This window comes from Candidatus Chlorohelix sp. (assembly GCF_037138995.1).
Lineage (GTDB): Bacteria > Chloroflexota > Chloroflexia > Chloroheliales > Chloroheliaceae > Chlorohelix.
The window spans coordinates 45457-66954 of record NZ_JBAXHI010000021.1 but is presented as its reverse complement, the minus strand read 5'-3'; the positions used below and the strand labels follow the sequence as shown (position 1 = coordinate 66954).

Annotated in this window: 20 protein-coding genes, 1 tRNA gene and 1 other annotated feature; of the genes, 16 read left to right on the top strand and 5 right to left on the bottom strand. The window is 48.5% G+C overall.

Annotated elements, in window-relative coordinates; genetic code table 11:
• Positions 1 to 1633 (bottom strand): hypothetical protein (locus WCK19_RS11145; protein WP_342397455.1); only part of this gene is annotated, 1633 nt, incomplete at its 3' end.
• Positions 1634 to 1888: 255 nt separating this feature from the next.
• Here WCK19_RS11145 and rpmI point away from each other — a divergent pair.
• The 3 genes from rpmI to WCK19_RS11130 all read left to right on the top strand — a co-directional run bounded on the left by rpmI (position 1889) and on the right by WCK19_RS11130 (position 3623).
• A complete protein-coding gene (gene rpmI, locus WCK19_RS11140) occupies positions 1889 to 2092 on the top strand; it encodes a 50S ribosomal protein L35 (RefSeq protein WP_342397454.1) in 204 nt (67 codons plus the stop codon).
• 109 nt (positions 2093 to 2201) lie between these two features.
• A complete protein-coding gene (gene rplT, locus WCK19_RS11135) occupies positions 2202 to 2585 on the top strand; it encodes a 50S ribosomal protein L20 (RefSeq protein WP_342397453.1) in 384 nt (127 codons plus the stop codon).
• A 72-nt stretch (positions 2586 to 2657) separates the two neighbouring features.
• Complete coding sequence (locus WCK19_RS11130) at positions 2658 to 3623, top strand: RNA methyltransferase (RefSeq protein WP_342397452.1); 966 nt, start codon at positions 2658 to 2660, stop codon at positions 3621 to 3623.
• Positions 3624 to 3927: 304 nt separating this feature from the next.
• Here the strand turns inward: WCK19_RS11130 and WCK19_RS11125 are convergent, their stop codons facing one another.
• Both WCK19_RS11125 and WCK19_RS11120 read right to left on the bottom strand, forming a co-directional pair.
• The gene (locus WCK19_RS11125) at positions 3928 to 6753 is read right to left on the bottom strand and encodes an SUMF1/EgtB/PvdO family nonheme iron enzyme (protein WP_342397451.1); all 2826 of its coding nucleotides are present in this window, start codon (positions 6751 to 6753) and stop codon (positions 3928 to 3930) included.
• Positions 6754 to 6832: 79 nt separating this feature from the next.
• Entirely contained in the window at positions 6833 to 7315 is a 483-nt protein-coding gene (locus WCK19_RS11120; protein WP_342397450.1) for a hypothetical protein, read from the bottom strand.
• A 206-nt stretch (positions 7316 to 7521) separates the two neighbouring features.
• Positions 7522 to 7792: a binding site (T-box leader), on the top strand.
• Between the two features lie 54 nt (positions 7793 to 7846).
• Here WCK19_RS11120 and pheS point away from each other — a divergent pair.
• The 4 genes from pheS (at position 7847) to WCK19_RS11100 (ending at position 12807) form a co-directional block, all read left to right on the top strand.
• Positions 7847 to 8878, top strand: a complete 1032-nt coding sequence (gene pheS, locus WCK19_RS11115; protein WP_342397449.1) for a phenylalanine--tRNA ligase subunit alpha — start codon at positions 7847 to 7849, stop codon at positions 8876 to 8878.
• 21 nt (positions 8879 to 8899) lie between these two features.
• Positions 8900 to 9646 (top strand): hypothetical protein, encoded by a 747-nt coding sequence (locus WCK19_RS11110; protein WP_342397448.1) that lies wholly within the window; start codon positions 8900 to 8902, stop codon positions 9644 to 9646.
• A 59-nt stretch (positions 9647 to 9705) separates the two neighbouring features.
• Entirely contained in the window at positions 9706 to 12213 is a 2508-nt protein-coding gene (gene pheT / locus WCK19_RS11105) for a phenylalanine--tRNA ligase subunit beta (protein ID WP_342397447.1), read from the top strand.
• A 108-nt stretch (positions 12214 to 12321) separates the two neighbouring features.
• Positions 12322 to 12807 (top strand): 8-oxo-dGTP diphosphatase, encoded by a 486-nt coding sequence (locus tag WCK19_RS11100; RefSeq protein ID WP_342397446.1) that lies wholly within the window; start codon positions 12322 to 12324, stop codon positions 12805 to 12807.
• Between the two features lie 4 nt (positions 12808 to 12811).
• Here the strand turns inward: WCK19_RS11100 and WCK19_RS11095 are convergent, their stop codons facing one another.
• Positions 12812 to 13168: a VOC family protein gene (locus tag WCK19_RS11095; protein ID WP_342397445.1), complete on the bottom strand. Its 357-nt coding sequence runs from the start codon at positions 13166 to 13168 to the stop codon at positions 12812 to 12814.
• 140 nt (positions 13169 to 13308) lie between these two features.
• Here WCK19_RS11095 and WCK19_RS11090 point away from each other — a divergent pair, with 140 nt between their 5' ends.
• Positions 13309 to 13704, top strand: coding sequence for a pyridoxamine 5'-phosphate oxidase family protein (locus WCK19_RS11090; RefSeq protein ID WP_342397444.1), 396 nt, complete (start codon positions 13309 to 13311; stop codon positions 13702 to 13704).
• A 178-nt stretch (positions 13705 to 13882) separates the two neighbouring features.
• On the opposite strand, the gene WCK19_RS11085 is transcribed toward WCK19_RS11090, so the two are convergent.
• Positions 13883 to 14506, bottom strand: a complete 624-nt coding sequence (locus WCK19_RS11085) for an SH3 domain-containing protein (RefSeq protein WP_342397443.1) — start codon at positions 14504 to 14506, stop codon at positions 13883 to 13885.
• A gap of 289 nt (positions 14507 to 14795) precedes the next feature.
• On the opposite strand from WCK19_RS11085, the gene WCK19_RS11080 reads away from it, so the two are divergent.
• The 8 genes from WCK19_RS11080 (at position 14796) to WCK19_RS11045 (ending at position 21495) form a co-directional block, all read left to right on the top strand.
• A complete protein-coding gene (locus WCK19_RS11080; protein ID WP_342397442.1) occupies positions 14796 to 15863 on the top strand; it encodes an alpha/beta hydrolase in 1068 nt (355 codons plus the stop codon).
• A 20-nt stretch (positions 15864 to 15883) separates the two neighbouring features.
• Positions 15884 to 16426, top strand: coding sequence for a hypothetical protein (locus tag WCK19_RS11075; RefSeq protein WP_342397441.1), 543 nt, complete (start codon positions 15884 to 15886; stop codon positions 16424 to 16426).
• Positions 16427 to 16570: 144 nt separating this feature from the next.
• A complete protein-coding gene (locus WCK19_RS11070; RefSeq protein ID WP_342397440.1) occupies positions 16571 to 17794 on the top strand; it encodes a C39 family peptidase in 1224 nt (407 codons plus the stop codon).
• Between the two features lie 63 nt (positions 17795 to 17857).
• Positions 17858 to 17931, top strand: a tRNA-Val gene (locus WCK19_RS11065).
• 96 nt (positions 17932 to 18027) lie between these two features.
• Positions 18028 to 19011, top strand: a complete 984-nt coding sequence (locus WCK19_RS11060; protein ID WP_342397439.1) for a polysaccharide deacetylase family protein — start codon at positions 18028 to 18030, stop codon at positions 19009 to 19011.
• A gap of 368 nt (positions 19012 to 19379) precedes the next feature.
• On the top strand, positions 19380 to 19640 hold the full coding sequence (locus tag WCK19_RS11055) for a hypothetical protein (RefSeq protein WP_342397438.1): 261 nt from the start codon (positions 19380 to 19382) through the stop codon (positions 19638 to 19640).
• Between the two features lie 140 nt (positions 19641 to 19780).
• The gene (locus tag WCK19_RS11050; protein WP_342397437.1) at positions 19781 to 20353 is read left to right on the top strand and encodes a DUF4126 domain-containing protein; all 573 of its coding nucleotides are present in this window, start codon (positions 19781 to 19783) and stop codon (positions 20351 to 20353) included.
• Positions 20350 to 21495 carry a glycosyltransferase family 1 protein gene (locus tag WCK19_RS11045; protein WP_342397436.1) on the top strand — a complete coding sequence of 382 codons (1146 nt, stop codon included), beginning with the start codon at positions 20350 to 20352 and terminating at the stop codon, positions 21493 to 21495. Before WCK19_RS11050 ends, WCK19_RS11045 begins: the two co-directional genes overlap by 4 nt.
• Positions 21496 to 21498 lie beyond the last annotated feature (3 nt).

Sequence of the window (21498 nt, the reverse complement as noted above, 5' to 3'; positions counted from 1 at the left end):
TATCTTTGTCGGTACGATATAACTTTTCTTGAGTTGCGCCTAACCAGTAGAAATCTCGAATATAAGTCTCGCGTAGGGCAAAAATAGTAGGGTTTGACAGATGATGGTCGCGAGCATAGCGTCCTGAAATTCGCCATTTGTTATAAATTGCCTGATACGCTTGGCGGTTTCCTTCTGGATTAACAAGACCATCGCGCCCGGCGTAGCTGAAAAGGGGTAATTCCATTAGGGCATATTGCTCGGTATCCTTGCCCAACTGCTCATAAAATGCTGGAACATCATAAGGTACTGCCTTAACTTTCCCGCTTTCTGCCACGAAACCAAATACCGAGATGCTCAGGATAATCACTACAACCCCGCTCATCACAAAGCGTTTCCAGCGCACTGACAAGCGGCTTAAGGCTGACCAAAAAAAGTGGCGTTCTATTAAAAACCTTATCCCAAACGCGAATAATATAGAAAAGGTTATTAGGTAGATAGTTTGAAACCGTCCGGGGTCGCGCCCTACGCTCAGCAACGGCAATTTGTAGAGGAACGAATAGGGCATAGGAAAATCGGTGATATTACCGCCAATAATGAGCTTAGGACCTAGCGATAGAATCGCCCCAAGAACCCCACTTATTGCCCAAAAGGTGATTGCCTCTCGACTAATTTTTTTCCGCCAAGCGAAACCAAAGCCTAAAAGCATTATTGCGATGGCAAGATAGCCGGGGTTAACCATCTCAGTCCAAAGATAATCCACTAGATCCATACTGCGATAGACGCTCTGGTCGCTGATACTAAGCCAAGAGTTTTTGCCCGATTCCTCTATCATTGGAAGAAGCAGGGGCAAAAATACTAGGGCTAACCACACACCGCCTACAGCAGATAGTTGCAGAAAAATAAGCCCTTTTTCCAGCCACCTTCGTCTCGTAAACAAAATAAATGCAAAGAATAACACCGTAAATAGTACAGCAAAAAGTACGAACTGCCAGTCAGTAAGAGACATAAGCAATAGAGACACTACTGAAAGAACTGTATTGCGAACCTTTTGCTTTGGAAGGTAAATAAGTCGATGCAAGTAGAGGAAATATAACGGTAGCCATTGCACCGCTAAAATATTCGTTTGCCCTGCCCCTAAAATGTTATAACTATGCCCATTGACATAGGCGCAGGTAAAAAGTGCCGCTCCTGCAAAAGCTGCCAGCGGGTTTCTTACCAACTCATTTATCAGTAAGTAGCTAAAGAAACAGGTTAGAGCCAGAGAAATAAGAAAAAATAAATTGGTGCTGGCTACAGGTCCAAAGATGGGCCAGAGGGGAACTGCAAATAGCCCCGTTATGGGATGCAAAGTGTGAAACCGTAAGCTAACCCCTGTAGGGTAGTATATGTAGTTGGTAAAAAAAGGATTATGACCGCTTAAGAGCGCGGTACGAGTCCAGTAATCATTCCAAAGATTCTCGTAACCATCTATATTGCCCCCGACCACGCCACCCCATAAATTGAATACGACAACCCGTCCGTAAACAGCCGCTACCACTATAGAGCCGATAAAGGCATACAAGCTGGCGCGTGTGTTCTTCTGTTCAGGGGAGATTGGGGCTTGGTCTAAACCAATCGCTACGCTTGGCGCAGCATTTAGCTCATTTTGCATAGTTAGTAAATTTCATCATCTTATTTTTCGATAAGCAAAATAGTAAGAGCATGTGCCAAAGAAACACAACGCGCCAATCATATTTAATACAGAAGCGCATGTCAAATAATTATATAAACAGCATTCGTTAAAAATTTGAAATAATTGGCGGTTCATGGTATCATTGCTATTCGTGCAATGCGCTGGAACTTTTTGGTTCGGCGCATTATCATGTAAAAGTGTTTCTGGAAAGCTCACTGAAAGGACAAAGCGCAAATGACCAAGCTCAAAACCCATAAGGGTGCGGCAAAGCGCTTCAAACTGAGCGCAACCGGTAAGGTGATGACCCCTAAAGTCGGTCGTTATCACTTCCGGGCAAAGCGCGCTAAGCGTAACAAGTATCTGGCGGATAAATCCCTTGTGATGCATCCCGCGCTTAGTAAACATGTTGTGAAGGCGCTACCCTACGGTCTTGATTAGTTAGAATTTCTGTTTACCCCCGGCTGGCTGCGTCCGTGCCAGTCCACCCTCACCGGGTTTTAGGGGATTAATATTTGACCTTAACGGTCATTTTATGGAGGTATTATAAATGCCCAGAGCAACAAACGGCGCAGCGACCCGACGCAGGCACGATAAGATTCTAAAAGCAGCGAAAGGTTTCCGCGGCGCCCGCAGCAGACAGTATAGGATGGCGAAGCAGATAGGCATGAAAGCCCTTGCTTACGCCTATCGCGACCGACAAACGCGCAAACGTGACATGCGTGCGCTATGGATTCAGCGTATCAACGCCGCTTCCCGCGAACTGGGTTTGCCCTACAACCGCTTGATTGAAGGGTTGACCAAAGCCGGAGTAGAAGTTGACCGCAAAATGATGGCGGAACTGGCGGTAAATGACCCGGAAGCTTTCAAAGAATTAGTGGAGCTTGCCAGAAAACACCAGACTGCGCCCGTAGCCGTAGCCAAAAGCGCGTAAGCGCAATAATTAATAGAAGTAAGCAACTACAGGGGCGGTGTGAAACCGCCCTTATAAATTTGAGTAGGTTTTATGCCCGAAAAACGCCGACCCGCGCCATTTGGTTCAGCCAGAAAGAGCGCCCCTCCTAAAAGTGACCTCAAGAAGCCGCAGCCGCAGCCCGAACCGGAAATTGAGTTGTCCCAGAGCGGTTTTATCACCAGCCTTGAAAATGATAAGGCTAAATTTGTACGCTTGCTGCTCAACAAAAAAGAACGCTACGCCTCGCGCCACTTCCTGATTGAAGGGGTCAGGCTGGTTAAAGAAGCCTTGAAAGCGGCAATCGCCCCTACCTTCACCCTGTTTGAGCCGGATTCGCTTCGCAAAACCGAGTCGGGACGCAGTTTGCTGTTCGACCTGAGCGAAATGGTAGAGCAAAAAAAGGGCGCGTACCCGGTTACTGAAAGAATAATAGCAGCGGCTTCAGATACCGTAACGCCACAGGGGGTAGCCGCCGCCATCCCTTTCCTCAAGTGGGAAGATGAGCAGTTAGCCGCGAAAAAGCTGCACCTGATTCTCGATGGGGTACAAGACCCCGGCAATCTCGGTACGGTGTTGCGCTCGGCGTGGGCAAGCGGCAATGCGGCGGTATGGCTCACCGAAAGCTCGGTTGATTTCTACTCCCCCAAAGCGGTACGCGCCGGAATGGGCGCACATTTTCACGTGCCTACCCGCTTCGACCAGAAATGGGCAGATTTAGTAAAGCAGCTCAAAAATTTGGGTATTAAGCAAGTGTTATTGGCAGAAGGTGAAATCTCCGAAGGGGGCGAGTCGCGGGCGAGCTATCGCGCTTTGCCGAGCGTGAGCCTGTACGAGGTGGATTGGAACCAGCCAACCGCAGTAATCATCGGCAACGAGGCGCACGGACCCAGCGCGGATGGTTGGAAAGCCGCCAATAGCCTGTTGCACATCCCCATGCCGGGTGGCGCAGAATCGCTCAATGCTTCTATCGCCGCCAGCCTGATTATTTTCGAGGCGTTGCGGCAACAAAGCAATTAATTTCCCGATTCGTTTTAATTCGTAGGGGCGGTTCGTGAACCGCCCTTCGCCCGTTTGCACCCATCCCCACGATTTTTCCAAACCATCACCGGGCGCGTCGAGGGCAATAGCCCTCTCCCACATGTACCAATTCCAGACAAGGGGTTTTACCCCCTTGCCCGAACCCCAATTTTCGGGCGGCGCTTCGCGCGTACGGAATTCCCTTTACTCCTTACCCCTTTGACCTTACCCTCTCCCCAGTTCTTTGGGTTAGTTAATTTAGAGGAAAGAGCGCCAGAGGCTCAGAGATCAGAGGATTCAGAGTTCAGAGTGGCGCGTTAGCGGAACACACCACCACCCGAAAACCGAAACTGTGAGCATCGAGGGGAGGGCTGAGGTTGTAGCGGTACACGCAGGACGCAATATCTAGATCGTTGAGGTAAGACCCGCCCCGCACCACTCTACTGTCCCCGCTCTCGTCCACCGCCATTTCTGAAGGCTCGTAGTACTTGTTCAAGCACCACTCCCATACGTTCCCGCTCATATCCAACGCGCCGCATTTCGCCGCCCCTTGCGGGTACATTCCCACGCCCACCGCCCGGTTCAGCCCCGCCTCTGCGGTGTTGGCATAGCCTTCTCGCCACTCCACGCCCCACGGGTATTCCCGCGCTTCTTCGCCCCCTTGCGCCGCCCACTGCCATTCCCACTCGGTCGGCAGCCGTATTTGCGCGTTTCCACCTACCACAAAGAGCGTACCTTGTGGGTTTCCGGGATTGCCCAATTGTAAGCCCCGCATCCGTTTGTTCAACCACCGCCCATATGCCACCGCCTGATACCAAGAGATAGTATCACGCGGGTTGTTCCACGCTTTGGTGTACTGCTCCTGCAGCTTTTGCGGTTGGCATTCTTTTGGGAAGCCACGCCACCACTCCGGGTTCTGGTAGCCGTCCCCCGCTTTCACAAAGGCTTCATACTGCCCATAGGTTATCTGATATTGGGCAATGTAGAACGGTTCTACCTTGAAAGTAGCCTTTTCTATTTCCAGCTTTCCCCCCGGCGCAACGGGCAGCCACGCTATTTCCGGCGTACCTACCCCTCGCCGCGTATCCCCTATATCGCTAAGACGGTCGCCTATAAAGCGGCGGCGGGAGTGGATAGTTTGCGGTAGGTTTATTTCCCGCAACAATCGCGCCTGCTCAGGCTCAATGAATTCTTCTTCTTCCAACGCCTCCGGCTTCCATTCCAAACGCTGCTTCATCTCGTACACCAACAGCAACCGCTCTTGCTGCCAACGCCACGAGTCGGGCTTACCCCGCTTTAACCATTCTGCCGCCGCGCTTTTCACCTGCCGCTTGAGGATTAAATCTTCCTGCACCTCCTCAAGCCATAGCCGTAGCCTATCCCAGTTTCGGAATAACGCCTCGTGCGCCACCTCCACCTGCGTTTCATCCATCACCAGCAACCGCGCCTGCGTGAAGGCTTCCACCAACGCCAAGGCATCTACCCCGAAAGAGGCATGCTCAACGCGCTGGCGCGTGGCGGTAAACTGTCCCTCTACTTCGTTAGCCGCCACCAACTCTCGAAAGACCCGCTCTAACAGTCGCTTTTTGGCTTCTTCCTCTCCCGGTAGCTGCTTGAAAACTTGCTCAGCCCGCGTGCCGATTGCGCCCACTACCCCGCCCAACCCCTCGTAATCCGCATAGGTCAGGCAATGGTCGCGCTTCACCGCCACCTTATACAACTCGTCCAGCAAGTACGCCAGCAACGCCAAAGACCCGGCAGCGCTGCCCGTGTCGTGCAAAATCAGCGTGGGCAAGCCTCCCTCAAATTTCAGCCCCGCCATTTCCGCCGGACGCGCTATCATCTGCGACAAGGCGGCAGAGGTAGGCGCGGCTAGGCTGAAAAAGCCCGGTCGCAGCAGTTCCGCCAATAGGGGGATTTCGATGGCGCGATGCACAAAATCGTGCCGTAGCGTGGCTACCACCCGCAAGCGAGGATGCTTTGCCAATTCGCCTAGCATAGCGGTAAACGGTTCTAGCTCCTTTTGCTTTGCCTGCGTGAAGAGTTCCTCAAACTGGTCAATGAACAGCAGCGTTTCCACCCATTCCGGCTTACCCGCCAACGCCGCGCACAGAGTATCGCATAAGGTAACCGGGTCGCGGCGCATATCTTCTACAAAAGTTTGCTTAACCCTGCGCTGCTCAAAAACGGAAGGGCGCAAAGCTTCAAAGGTTTCCAAGATGCCCTCGAATAAAGCCTCAAAAGGTTCTTTTCCGGGCGTGAACTGCACCACCCGCCAATCCTTGCTGCCAGGAATAGAGTTCGCTTCCAGACGAGGCAACAAACCCGCGCCCACCAGCGAGGATTTACCGCTACCGGACGCGCCTACCACCGCCACAAAGCGACTCTCCGAGACCTTTCGCACCAGCGCATCGGTCTCATGTTCGCGCCCGAAGAAGATAGGCGCGTGTTTCTTTTTGAAGGCACCCAAGCCGGGAAAGGGCGAACCGTCCCATATAGTAGAAGTGAAAAGGGGCGTTTCCGGTGTGGAATCAAGAATAGCAGGTACCAGCGGACGCTTTAGAAGCTGCAAGACAATACTTTCAAGGTCGGTCTCGAACTTTTTCCTGAATTCGTCAAGATTATCGTATTTGAACACATTTCGTCGTATCTGTCCGGTGTCAGGGTCTTTGAAGAAATCGCTGTCAAAAAACGCCCGCACCTTTTTATATTGGGCGATACCCTCATCATCGTCTGCATCAAATTGCTTTTTCTCGGTACGGCGATAGATGAGCGTATGCGTTTGAGGATTGCTCAGGGCATCCAGCAATTCGTAGTGCGTGCCGGAAAGGTAATCCACGCCTTTATAGCTAAAGGGCGTACCCATACGCGACCACAGGATTACCACCACGATGTCGCATTGGCAGGGTTTGGGCAAACCCTCGTCTATCGCCTCCTGCGGGTGCTTACTGGCAAACATAGGCGCACCTGCTTGCGCCTTTTCCCACGCCACATAGCGAAAGCTCACCTGCTCACGGAAGGAGGGGCGAAGGGGAAAGCCTTCCAACTCTTTCAGCACTATCCCACGTTCATCCGGCACATCACCCGGCGATGAAAGAAACACCCGAATGTTGGTAATCTGCTCTGGCATTAACAATACTCCCGCGTAAGTTTATCGGTAACGCAACTATTGAGTAAAGGCTACTTCCGATTTAGCCCTAAAGCTAGGTTTAGTGAATAGACGCAGCTATGGCTATACCCAGCAAGGCAAGAGCGTAAAGCAGATGCAAGACCATGAACAAGACGGGCAAATTTTTCTCGTATTGAGAAAAGCCGAAATTTTTCCACTTTTTGGGTCGCGCCGCACCGTAGAAAAGGTCTTCTTTTAGATAAAACTGATGCCAGCCGTGGGCTTGCTGGTCTTTTTCTATAGCCTTTAATTGCTCGAAGCGAAAGTTAATCAGTTCTTTGTAATTAAGAATAATCCTTCGCCAGATATAAGAAACAATAATACCTGTCAGGAAAAGAGGAGCGCTAACCCCAACTAAAGCCCACTCGCGCAATCCAGCATCCTTGATAATAAAAGCCATAACCGCGAATATACTGGTATTAACCGTCAGATAAGTTTGAGCAGCCGCCTGCCGCTTGTCAGAGAGATATTGGGTACTCTCCGCAAAGAACCGATACTCTTCCCATTTTTCTTTTGAGTCCATCGCCAATCCTTCCCGCCTAAAGTTTATCGGTAGCGCAACTACGGTTTAATTATAACAAAGTGGCAAAATTAGGCAAGAGGTTAAAACCTTTTTCGAGGGCAATAGCCCTTTCCCACAGAACCACTAAAAAACCGCTGGACAAATGGCTAGAATTAGGCTAAAATTCCACTTGCAAGTAGGCGCAGAGGGCTGTGCTTGCTGAAAGCAATAAGGCTGAGACGGAGAGAGTAAGCCCGCCGTAACCTTCAGGGAGAAAAGGTCGCAGACTGAAAGCCTTTTCGGAGTAGGCGTGCCGAAGTTCACTCCTGAGCTTGCGGGTGAAAAGCAGCATGGCTGTGTAAGTAGTCCGGCACGGAAGCATCCCGTTATCGAGCATTTGAGGGGTTTTTCCTTTGAGTGGGAAAAACAATCAGGGTGGTACCGCGTGGCATTTTCTGATAGCGTATTTGGAAGCTGTCGGTTTACCGCGTCCCTGTTGGGGCGGTGGCTGGACGGTTTTTTTATTTTATAAACTCAGGAGGAATCGGCGACATGTCGCAGTTGCAGGAGCAAATAAACCGGGTCAAGGAAACCGCGCTGGAAGAACTAGCAGCGGTAACAGACCTTACCGGACTTGACGAATGGCGCATAAAATTTCTCGGCAAGAAGGGCGAACTAACCGGCTTCCTGCGGAGTATGGGCGCAGTTTCAGCGGAAGAACGCCCGGCGGTGGGGCAGGCGGTAAACGCGGCGAAAGTGGCGTTGGAAAGCGCGGTGGACGAACGAGCAGTGGTCTTGAAAGAAGCTGCCATCGAGTCGAGCCTTGCCGGCGATAGAGTGGACGTAACGCTACCCGGTCGCCCGGTAACGCCCGGCTACATCCACATCATTAACAAGACCTTGCGCGATATAACCGAAAGTTTCTCCGCGATGGGCTTTCAAGTTTACGAAGGACCCGAAGTGGAACTGGATTATTACAACTTCGAGCAGCTAAACATGCCGCCCGGACATCCCGCCCGCTCGATGCACGATACTTTCTATTTCAGCGAGTCAACCTTGCTGCGTACCCACACCTCGCCCAACCAGATTCGCGTGGCAGAAAAGCTGCAACCGCCCATCCGCATTATTGTGCCGGGCAAATGCTATCGCAGCGAAGCCACCGATGCTACTCACGAGTTTATGTTCTACCAATGCGAACTGATGGTGGTGGACAAAAACGTTACGTTGGCAGACTTGCGCGGAACATTGGCAGACTTTGCGCGTCGCCTGTTCGGGCAAGAACGCAAGGTGCGCTTCCGCTGCGATTACTTCCCCTATGTAGAGCCGGGCGTTGACCTTTCGATTGACTGTGGCGTATGCAAGGGAGTAGGCTGTCGTTCCTGCAAATACACCGGATGGCTGGAAATTATGGGGGCTGGCATGATACACCCGCAAGTATTACGCAATGTCGGCATTGACCCGGAAGTGTATAGCGGATACGCTGCCGGAATGGGACCGGAGCGCATTTCTATGCTCAAGTACGGTATTGACGATATTCGTCAGTTCTACCGCAATGATTTGCGCTTCCTGTCACAGTTCGCTTAAAAATCAACATGTAGGTGACAAATGGCTGACCATTTTGCATGTATCGGATATAGGTTTGAAAATCAGGAAGACTGGAATGAGCTAATCATACGTTCCGCACAAAGCGGCGGAATAATTCAGTCCAATCTGGGCTTTTACAGTTTGCTTGCCCCCGGCGCAGGTATAGAAGTATGGACACAACTAGACGAGGAAAAGATAACTGGCTGTAACCCTCATTTTCACGGGAGCAGTCGGGTAAAAGTGGGGATAGCAAAAATCTGGCGCAGCGAGGAATGGCCCCTCGAAGGCAGCATACACTGCTGGGCTAACCCGAACGAACAGAACCCAGAACAGGGCGATTATGCTTTTGTGGTAGATGTGCCTGACCTCGACCTTGCTTATGAGAAACTGGAGTGTCCGGGTTTTGCCACTCTACAACTTGCCGCCTTCGCGCACCAGTTGGAATGCTACCGGGATGAGGAAACCTATTACAATTCGCAAAGCAGACAGCGGAAATTTGCAGCAGAGTCGTTTTTCCCCACCGGGCTATTCCAAGCTCCAGAAGGGGAACAAGCAACGCCACCCGCCACCGCCATTTTTGCTGGACACATCGAGGCGGTGGAAACACGCACTAACCCTGATAGCGGCTATGAGTTTCTTTACATGTCTATCAAGACGCTGGCAATGACGCTGGATGTGGTAGCCGACCCGGAAATGGTAAAGGGCGAGCCGATACTAGGCGGAGTAATATCCGGTAGCTTCTGGATAAGTGGACGAGTGGTGGAATAACAATAATCCCCATCTTGCGGGATATATCGTGATAAATAATTAATGGAGAATACCAGACCATGATAAAAGCGCCGATTAGCTGGCTAAAAGATTACGTGGATATTGTATGGACACCAGAGCAGATTGCAGCCGGTTTAACCCTACGCGGGCTGGAAGTGGAAGCAGTTATTCGCACCGGAGCAGGCTGGGACAAAATTGTAGTAGGCGAGGTGCTAAAAACTGACAAACACCCGAACGCCGATAGGCTAGGCTTGGTGCAGATTACGGACGGAACACGTACATATCAGGTAATTACCGGAGCAATGAACCTCAAAGCTGGCGACAAATGCCCGCTCGCTTTGCCCGGCGCACGACTGATTGACGGACATAAACTACATGCCGATGGAACACTGGAAGGGGCGTTGGAACGCAAGCGCAGCGAGTTGCCATACTTTACGGTTAAAGCGGGGAAAATGCGGGGCGTAGAGAGCGATGCGGTAGCCTGTGCCGAACTGGAACTGGGCGTGAGTGAAGAGTTCGATGGAATTATGGTACTTGACCCTAACGCCCCGGTGGGCAAACCACTGGAAGAAGTGCTAGGCGATGTTATTCTTGACCTAGACCTCAGCCCGAACCTAGGACGCGCCCTATCCATTTTTGGTATTGCGCGTGAAATAGCGGCAATGACCGGGCAGAAGGTGCGCTTTCCCAAAATCGAAGTCGTAGAGGATGGCGACCCCGTAGAAGGGAAAATATCGGTCAGAATTGATGCGCCGGAGCTTTGCTCTCGTTTTAGCTTGATGGTAATCGAGGATGTAAAAATCGGGCAAAGCCCCGCATGGATGCAGTATCGTCTACGCGCCACCGACCAGCCCGTGATTAATAACGTGGTGGATGTTACCAACTACGTGATGCTTGAGCTTGGACAACCGCTACACTCCTACGATTATGACGACATCAGAGGCAAGCAATTCATCGTACGGAGGGCATACCCCGGCGAAAAAATGGAAACGATTGACCATGTGGAACGCACCTTCACGCCCGAAGTTTTGCTGGTAACAGACACCGAACGCAGCGTCGGTATGGCAGGTGTAATGGGCGGAGCAGACTCCGAAATCAAGGATACCACCGTAAACATCGCGATGGAAGGGGCGCATTGGGATTCCTTCAACATCCGGGCAACCGGGCGCGGCTACTTCGCCAAAGTCAGCGAAGCCGCCAAACGCTTTGAGCGTTTCGTTGACCCTGAACTGACGGTTCTAGGTGTTCGCCGCTCTATTCAGCTAATTCAGCAATTGGCGGGTGGACGTGTCGCTAAAGGCATGATTGATGAGCATCCGGTGAAACACTCTCGGCGGGTGGTGGAGTTGCCGCTTTCGGAAATCCCGCGCTTGCTCGGCATCGAGATTCCCAAAGAAACCATCATCGAGATGTTGGAACAACTGGAGTTTGCAATCGAGGATAAAGGCGATATTCTTGCAGTTACCGTGCCAACCTACCGCAACGATGTGACCATCAAAGCCGATTTAGTGGAAGAAGTGGCGCGTATGTATGGCTACGATAAAATCCCCGAAAAGCGCATGAGCGGGGAACTGCCAGTACAGACCTTCAATAGTGTTCTCGCCTTTGAAGATAAAATGCGCGATGCCCTAACCGCTTGTGGCTTGAGTGAGATTATCACCTACCCGCTGGTAAATCTGGCAGATTTGGAAAAGCTGCATTCGGGTGGGGTTAGCGCGGAAAACCGCTGGAGCGACTCTGCGAAATTGCTCAAGCTGGCAAATCCCTTGAGCAGCGAACACGAATATATGCGCCCTACCTTATTATCTTCCACTCTAACAGTTCTGGGTGAAAACCGTCGCTTTGTGAACCGCGTTGCCATTTTTGAAATCGGGCGAATCTATACGGTAAAGGAAAACCAGTTACTACCGGAAGAACGCCGCACCCTCTCAATCGCGATGAGCGGAGAGCGCCACCCGCTTTCACGCTTCACCGCTGTTAAAGATACCGAGAAGCTGGATTACTTTGACCTCAAAGGAGTGCTAGAAGCAGCCTTAGCGCGACTGAATCTGAACGGTATCACCTTTGAGCCAATCGGTGGAACCTCCGTGTTGCACCCCGGACGGGCAGCAGATATTTATATTACGGTAAAGGGAGAAAAGAAGCAGGTTGGTATTCTGGGGGAATTGCACCCCAAAGTAGCGATGGCTTTTGATTTGTCGGAAGAGCGTGTGGGAGTTGCCGAACTCGACATCGAACTGATGGTAGAGTTGGCACAACCTGTACCATACAAAACCGTTACCCGCTTGCCAATGCTCTCACAAGATTTGGCAGTTATTGTGGATGACGAAGTACCCGCTTCCAAGATAGAGAAGCTGATTCTTGAAACGGGCGGTAAATTGCTGGCAAGCGCAACCCTCTTTGACTTGTATCGGGGCAAACCCATTCCCGAAGGCAAAAAGAGCCTAGCATATCGTCTGGTATTCCAATCGGAAGAACGCAACCTGACCGACGAAGAAGGCAACAAACTACGCGAGAAAATCGAGAAGCGCTTGACTCGAGAGGTGGGCGCAACCTTCAGGGGCTAGTATTTTAAATTCAGATAGGCGGAAGTTGAATTTATAAACCATAATAGTTTACTTTCGTCTCATCTCTTATATATTTACAGCATCTTTAATTCGCAGGGATTAATAACATTGTACACACCTATACTCGCTACATTGGGTTATATCCTCTCACACGATGGTTCACAGGTGTTGATGATTCATCGCAACAAACGCCCGGAAGATACTCACTACGGCAAATATAATGGGCTAGGCGGGCGAATCGAACCAGACGAGCATGTAACAGGCGGGATGAAACGCGAAATTTTCGAGGAAGCAGGTATCCATGTGGAATCCTTGAACTTGCGCGGCACAATCTCATGGCCCGGCTTTGGTAAAGATAACGAAAACTGGTTTGGCTTTATCTACCTGATTGATAAATGGAGCGGTGAGCCACACGAAGGCAACCACGAAGGCACGTTGGAATGGGTTCCCGTTTCAGATATTCTGAAATTGCCGCTGTGGGATAGTGACCGCCTTTTCCTACCAATGGTATTTGATGGCGACCCACGCCCTTTCCATGGCGTTATGCCCTATAAAGACGGTGATATGGTTAGTTGGAGCTTTGAGCGGTTGTAAGGCATCAATGCGCCGCTACGCAAAATTCATTACCTTCGGGGTCATGCAGCACTGTCCAGACAATGCCCAATTCGGCACGCTCGATAATTTTCTTAGCGCCTAAAGCGATGAGCCGCACTACTTCGGCATTCATACCTGCAAGGTCGCCCGCCCCAAAATCGAGATGCATACGGTTCTTAACAGTCTTTTTCTCCGGCACTTTCTGAAACAGGATGCCCGCTTCAGCTTCATTGGGATTAACCAGTTGGATATATTGCCCGAACGGACCACGTTTTTCCCACCCTGTCATAACTGACCAAAAGTCTGCCAGTTTCACGGGGTCTTCGCAATCCAGCACAATGTTAGCAATTTTAAGGCTCATCGCATAACTCCTTTCGATTTCCATAACCTAATGTATTATAACTAATTCGCAATATAACAATAATTATGTTTGGCTTCCATATTTTGTAAAAATAGGGTAAAAATATAGGTGGTAATAATCTATAAGCGGAGGAATTAAAAATGTCGATTTTTACAGCAGAGCAACGCAAGCTCTTTGAAGGAGCTAATTTTATTAATGTAGCCACAATAAGCATGGATGGAACCCCTCGTACCACTGCTATTTGGGTTGATATAGATGGTGATGATATTTTGTTAAACGGGGCGCGTAGCCGTAAATGGATTAGCAATTTACGCAATAACCCGAATCTAGCCTTGAGTATTTTCGATGTTACAATGCCTTACCACCAAATAAATGTGCAAGGTGAAGTGCTAGAAATAACTGAGGAAGGAGCGGAGGAGCATATTGACAAACTCTCCCAGAAATATTTTGGGCGCGACTATCCAGACCACAACCCAAATGACCCGCGTACTATTGTCAGAGTCAAGGTGAAAAAATTCAAGAGTATTGGGGTTTAAGCGAAGGTTGGCACAGCTATATCAGAACGCGGGTGGTTATGGGGAAAGGACTCGCGTTTCGGTAAAGTATAACTCTATCATTTTTAGTGAAGAAGGGGGAAAACAAAAAAAGCTCCGCTTATACTGCATTATAGGCAGTATATTCAGAGCTTACAAATTAGATTAATGACCGATTAGCTTATTTCTTCTCCGCAGCGTAGCGTGGGATGTAACCGATAACCCCGGTTGAAAGCTGAATCTGGAAGAAATAACCATCATCCGAGAGTAGCCCGGCACGTTCACCACGGCGCAACTTGGAAATCTGGCGACCAATAATGCCCGGTTTGTCATAAACTGCAATTTCAGCCGAGGTAACTGTAATACCACGAGCAGCGGACGATACTTTCGCAGCGGATGTGGAAGGTTCGCGCCGAACATTGCTAGAAGAAGAAGTAGAAGCTGGCGCAGATTTGGGCGCAGCCTGACGAGAAGCGCGAGCAGTCACAGCAGGAGCGCCAGTGCCGTTAGCGCTTCTAGCTGGTACAGGTTTCGTAGCAACCTCGGCGGGAACAGGAGAATCTAGAGTAGGCAACTTAGAAAGTGATGCACCCTGCACAATTTCCCCAGCAGCTTTGTAGATATAACCAGCCAGACCGTTGTCTAATTGGACTTTGAAATAGTAAGGATCGCTATCCTCAATCACCAGAACTACAGCGCCCTTTAAGAGATTGCCTAGTACATTCGAGGTACCCTTTGGCGCTACCAGCAAATCGGCTACTTGGTACTTAATTTTTAAAGGTGTATTACCCGATATCTGATTCAATTTTACCCCTCCTAATTGGAGATTCATCGCCGTTGATAAGCAGTTTCTAAAGACCGAGGGAAGTGCTAACAATCTATAAGATTACACAAATCTCACACAATTTTACCACATTCTTTGCATTGTATATATTTTAACAGATGTTAGAAAGGTTTGCTAACGGAATGTGGGTTTTTCTATGAATCATCTGTGTCTTTTGAGTAGATTCGTTTGTGGTTTTTGTAACTGCATTATATATCCTTTCGTATTAGGTTATAATTAGTCAAAAATATTAATATAGACGGGTTTTGTAATGAGATTTTTAAATATACTCCAATCAGTTTTATTGTTGCTAGTTTTGGTACTGGGGGCGTGTGGCGATTCAGCAGCCACTTCGTCTGATAAAACGCCTCAGCAAGTTACACCCACTCAAGGAACAACCATCTTAAGTGCTGTAACACCCAGTGTTACGTTATCCAGCCAACCGGAGCAACCACTTTCGGGACCGGGAGGAAGTAGCTACAAATACGGGGAAAGTACCAGCAGTAGCTTTGGAGAAGGTTCCGCCAAATATTATATTTATGAACCTGCAAACCCCACCCCTGCTACGGCACCTGTAATTGCCCTATTGCATGGTTATACCGATATTAACCCGCAAAGCTACAAAAACTGGATTGACCATCTGGTTAGGCGTGGGAATATTGTGATTTTTCCCGTATATCAAGCAACTATTTTTGATACAAACGGTTCGAAATTTACAGATACCAGTTTGATAGCGCTGAAAGAAGCTCTGGCACAATTACAGCAAAACGGTAAGGTTAAACCTGAATTGGATAAATTTATGCTGGTCGGTTACAGCGCGGGCGGTATTATTGCTACAAATCTGGCAGGACGTGCGACTACAGCTGGCTTGCCAGAACCACGCGCCCTTTTCGACATTACGCCGGGGGGTTGTAATAATTGCGGGGCAATGGCAATCGGAGGTTTTCCACTAGAACTGGAGGCGTTGCCTGCTATCCCCGCTTCTATGAAAATGCTGGTACTGGTAGGAGACAAGGATATAATTGTGGGGGATAAATCTTCAAAGGTTATCTGGCAAAATACTTCGCAAATATCGCCGGAAAATCGTGATTTCATTAAGGTTATTAGCGATAATCATGGGACACCTGCGTTAATCGCCGACCATGGAATGTCGAATCGCAGGAAGCCGGATGCGCTGAATTACTACGGTATATGGAAATTGACCGATGCGTTGCAAAGTTGCGCGTTATACAATACAGAGTGCGATAATGCGCTTGGCAACACTCCGGCGCAACGCTTTATGGGCAAATGGAGTGACGGAACGGCTGTAACAGAACTGGTAGTTACTAAAAAACCATGAGTGAAGGAAGTAGAAAATAAATGCAATTGATGATTGCCGCCCAATTTCAAGGGACATTGCCTGAAATACAGCAGAAAATGGCAAAGGTAGCCGAGATTTTCTATCCCAAAGAGATTTATTATCAGTTAGAAGCTATACCCAAAATGATGCGCTTCAAAGTGCTAGTCTATTCCGATGATTTAACCAAAGCCAAAGATGCGCTTTTTGGCGTTTTCCCCAATGAGCCGCGCAAACTACAAGTTCAGGTGGATTCTCAAGTTCCACTCAAGCTTTCAAAAAACGTTATCAAGCCGGGTCAAATTGCGCTTTTCGGACGTTTACCCTTTGCCTTAAAAATTCCCGGTGCAGAGGCTTTCCAATTGGATGGCGATAGTACCATAGCTTTGAATGAGTTTGCAGTAGAATGGGATGGTTTTGGAACATTGCGTATTCGCGATTTGGGCGAAGGTATCGGAGTAGTAGTGGGCGAGGTAATGGTTCCGGCTAACGAATGGCTGCAAATCGAAACGGGCGCAAAGGTGCGAATCGGGCGACAGGCAACGCTACGATTTGTAGAAATATAGAAACTCTAATTGATAAACCTATATTTTATAGGCAAATCTACTTTGCATTGATATAGAGAATAGCTTAAAATACAATAAGCTTGCTTACTTTTTATAAGTAGCATATATTGTAGGTTGGTTTAGAACTAGAAAATATAAGTCGGTATGTTAACGCGAGTAGTTGCCAAAAGTCATAACAGAGTTCTCGCCATCTTTTTAGTGGCTTTTTTTCTCATTAGCTTGCTGGCTATATTTGGTAAAGTCGAAACCGCCAAAGCCCGTAAGGCAGAAGCGATACCTGCCAGTTCCAAGATAGATAATATGCCGGTTTACGCGCAGCAACGCACCCTTAGCTGCGAATATGCTGCCACACGCGCCGCATTAGGACGTTGGGACATCAATATTAGCGAACTAGACTTTATTAACGCTATTCCACAAAACCCCAATCCACATTTCGGTTATCGCGGAAATATTAACGGAGTATTCGGTGGAACGGTAGATTACGGCATCTATGCCGAACCGATTGCACTCTATCTTAATTCACATGGAATAAATGCCAAATTGCTGTCGGGAGGCATAGAAGAACTTAAAAGCGATATTTCCAAAGGTCGCCCGGTAGTAGTGTGGGTGCCTAGTGGGGTTGGTTGGGGTAGCCCATACCTTACCAGTTACGAGGGTGTAAGCTTCAAATTAATGGCTTATGAACATGCGGTCACTGCTTACGGCTATGATGAAGATGGAATTTATATTGCCGACCCGGGTTTTGGCACTTACGATTATTATAGCTGGGATAGCTTTATACGAGCGTGGGGCTATTTAGATAACATGGGTATGTCGATTTTATCCGGTAGCCCGGCTTATACAGCAGATGAAAGCTATGGAATCGCGCCCCAATTCTACCGCCAGTGGCTTTTAGAAGGTGGGCTTGAACTCTACGGTTATCCGATTTCGCTGCCGGTGGAGACTAAAGGCAAAATCTTCCAGTATTTCGAACGGGCGCGTATGGAATATGATTTAAGCGCACCCGCTACCCAGATTATTGCATTGGGTTTGTTGGGGCGTGAATTAACGGCAACCCGTACTGACGAACTCTTCTTCCGTCCCGTTGCACCCTTAAAATCTGATAGCATATGGTATCTGCAAGAAACCGGGCATACGTTGGGAGGGGCTTTCCTTTCTTACTGGCTTAACCGAGGAGGGCTGGCAGTTTTTGGTTTTCCCATCTCAGAATCTTTTGTAGAGAGTGGTCAGGTAGTGCAATATTTCGAGCGGACTAGGCTTGAACTGGTTCCGGGTACTAACGACCAAATTACGCTGGGCTTGCTAGGTAGAGAAATTCTCAATAGAAAACCCAATACTATGCTGACTCACCTGCCGATTATGGAATAAAAACTCGAATCCTACGTTTGCAAAGCCATACCCATCGTGCTATAATTTTTGTCACCTGAATGAGGGCAATTAGCTCAGTTGGTTAGAGCGCACGGTTCACATCCGTGAGGTCACTGGTTCGAGCCCAGTATTGCCCATTTTTTTATGTCTGTTATTCCTCATTGCTTGTAACCTCTCATCATCTGGTTCGTTTTATATAGTGTGAATAATTACCTCTAAAAGGATTCATTTATATGTGGAAGCGCGTAATTCTACTATTTTTGTTTTGCTTGCTTTTCAACGCTTGTAGTTCTGATAATGTGCCAAATGGAACGCCTATTCCTGAAGTTTCGTCAGCGCCTTTCTGGTTCTTTAGAACAGCTACCCCGCTTGAAGAAGCCATCAATACCACGTTGGAACCGTCAGTAACTATTACGCCGATTCCTATTGCTACCGTGCCTATAATTACTGCGCCAATCACTACCATTGATATTACAGAACCAACGGCTAGCCCAGCACCGTTAAATACTACCGTTGCAAAAACGGTTGCCAGCCCACCTAAAACCGCCACGATTGCAGCGAAAACTGCTGTAGCCACCACGATTGCATATGCAACCCCAATACCCGGCTTAAGTGAAATTGCAAGAGGGCGAACTGGCAAGAAACAGGTAGCGATTACCTTTGATGCAGGGTCGAGCGGAGAGGCTTTTCCTTTGATTAAAACCGCGCTTGACAAGTATGGCGTAAAAGTCACTTTCTTTCTGACAGGTCTATGGGCAGAACGTAACCCGCAATATGTCAAGCAACTAGCGGACGACAAAATGGAATTGGGAAATCATTCATGGAATCATCCCGATATGACCAAAACCGGGACGGAGGAGATTCGCACCGAGCTTTTACGCACCGATACGCTAATCCAGCAACTGACCGGGAAATCTACCAAACCGCTTTTCCGCTTCCCTTATGGAGCGCGAACTGTTCGAGAACAAGGTATCATAACCGGGCTAGGCTATCGCTCAATTTACTGGACGTTGGATAGCCTTGATTCGGTGGGTGCGCCAAAATCAGTAGATTTTCTGGTACAGCGAATAACGGGACAAACCGATGCACAATTGGATGGGGCAATAATATTAATGCATATAGGCGCACAGACTTCGGCAGAAGCATTGCCGTTAATTATCGAGAAATTACAGGCACGCGGATTTAAGATAGTGACCATTTCACAGCTAATAAATTAAGAAGTAAGCAAAAACTTCACCGTTTTTCTATTGACTCCCTCTTGCTGAGAGATATATAATCGTTGTATCACGGTATAACACACTCTTTACCGGTTGCGAAGGGTTTAAAGGTTTAAATTGAAAATCGCCAGGGGTGCGCGATGAAGACAGCGCCAATAGGAAAATCAATCAAAACTGTTTCTTCGGATACGGAGTATATGCGCGAGTCTGCGGCACAGGTACGATAACACGTCCTGTGCCGTTTTGCTTGAGTGTGAATTTTAAGGGGAACTCTAACGGGCTTGGTTTACCAGACTCGCCGAGCAAACCAGTTAGAGTATTAATACTTCCCGGTTAATTCCGGAAAGTTAGAGTTTAGGAGGCAACACATGCACAGTAGCTTTATTGGAAAGATTGAAAAAGCCAAACGCTATCAAACTGAGCCTGGACGCATTCACTTCCTTAACGCGACAGCCGAATTTCATGGTGAACACGACAACTATGTAGTAGAGCTTCGCGAAGGGCATTGGCATTGCACCTGCCACACTTTCCAAATCGGACTTGAAGAATGTGCGCATATTATGGCGATGCAACGCATCCTCGACCCAATGTTGGATATAGAGTCGCGCTCTGCTCACCACGAAGAGTAACCTGAAATTTATTCAAAATCAGGTAAGACTGCCCTATCTTTTATAGAGCAGTTTTTTTTGTTGCTTAAAATTGACGCATCCACGGGCTTTTTGTATCATGCCATGTACACAGCTTTTTTATTATGTGAGGAGGCACAGTTTTGGATTTATTGTTAAGGTTATTTGGTGGTCTTGGTATAGCAATCCCATGCGGCTTTAATCCTTATTTACCCTTACTGGTTATCAGTGTGGCAGGAATGGGCAAACTGACTACACTGAACCCGGATATAGGTTTTTTAAGTTCGTGGACAGCCTTAATCGTGCTGGCAATTCTTGTCGGGTTAGATATTGTTGCCGATAAGTTACCACAGATTGAGAACTTCTACCGTTGGGTAAATCTTCTGGTATGTCCCATCACAGGAGGGCTGGCAATGGCAGCTATAACACCTTCCAACGTTATAGCAACACCCGCCAGCTTTGCAATCGGTCTAATTGCCAGCGAATTGATGCACCTAGTTAAAAATGGGCTACGTCCTGCTCTAATTAATTCTAGCAAAATGGCACTTGCTTTTGAATCCATGATTAGCATGGGTGAGGATATGCTGGTGGGGGTGTTGGCGATACTATCAATAGGAGTGGCTATTCTAGGAGGTTCTCTCTCGATTCTGACTCTTGGAATAAGTTTCTGGTGGATGGCTAGGCTCAAACGGCGCAAGCAACCGGCTAAAATATGAAAATAGGCATAGATGCCAGCAGGTTGGCAGTAGGCAAGCGCACAGGCACCGAAAATTATACCTATCAAGTGACTAGGCGAATTATCGAAAATCAGCAGCATAATTTTGCGCTCTATTTCAATAAGCCCCCTACCAGCCTGCTATTACACGGGTTGAATTTGGGAGAAAATGTAACCACATGTGCAATGCCAACGCCACGCATGTGGACTCATACACGCTTGAGTCTTGAAATGCTGATGCATGCGCCAGACGCTCTTTTTATTCCGGCACATGTGTTGCCTCTATACCACCCCTTACGTTCGGTAGTCACAATCCACGACCTAGGCTACCTTTACCACCCGGAAGCGCATACCCCCAATTCTCGCATGTATCTGAACTGGTCAACCCGATTTAGCGCCCGTAAATCGCGTCTGGTAATTTCAGTAAGCCAAGCCACCGCAAACGACCTTACGCGCCATTATGGAATCAGCCCTGACAAAATCCGAGTAATCCCTCATGGTTATGACCGTGAGCAGTTCAAACCTATCAAAGATGCCAGCCTGATTGCCTATGCCCGCACCAAATACAATATAGAGCAGGGACCTTACATTTTTTATGTAGGCACTATCCAGCCACGCAAAAATCTGGAGCGTTTGATGGAAGCGTTTGCGGCGTTAGTGCGAGATGAAAATTTCGATTATCCGGCACGTAACCAATTACAACTGGTGTTAGGAGGTAAGCCGGGTTGGATGAGCGAACCGATTATGCAAAAAGCAGTTGCGCTAAACCTACCGGAACAAATCAAACTGGTGGGGTATGTCTCTGATATTGATTTGCCCGCACTCTATAGCGGGGCAGAAGCTTTTACATTTCCTTCGCTCTACGAAGGGTTCGGTTTACCTGCGCTGGAAGCAATGGCGTGTGGTGTGCCGGTAATTTGCTCTAACACTGGTAGCCTACCCGAAGTAGTAGGCGATGCCGCTTTGTTGCATCACCCGCTCGATGCCAAAGCGATAGAATGGAACTTGCGCCGCCTTTTATGTAACCCTCAACTGAGAGGCGAAATGGTAAACAAGGGCTTACGCCGAGCAGCATTATTTTCGTGGGAAAAATGCACCAACGAAACCCTAGCTACTTTGATAGAAGTGGCAGGTAAAAGGTAGTAT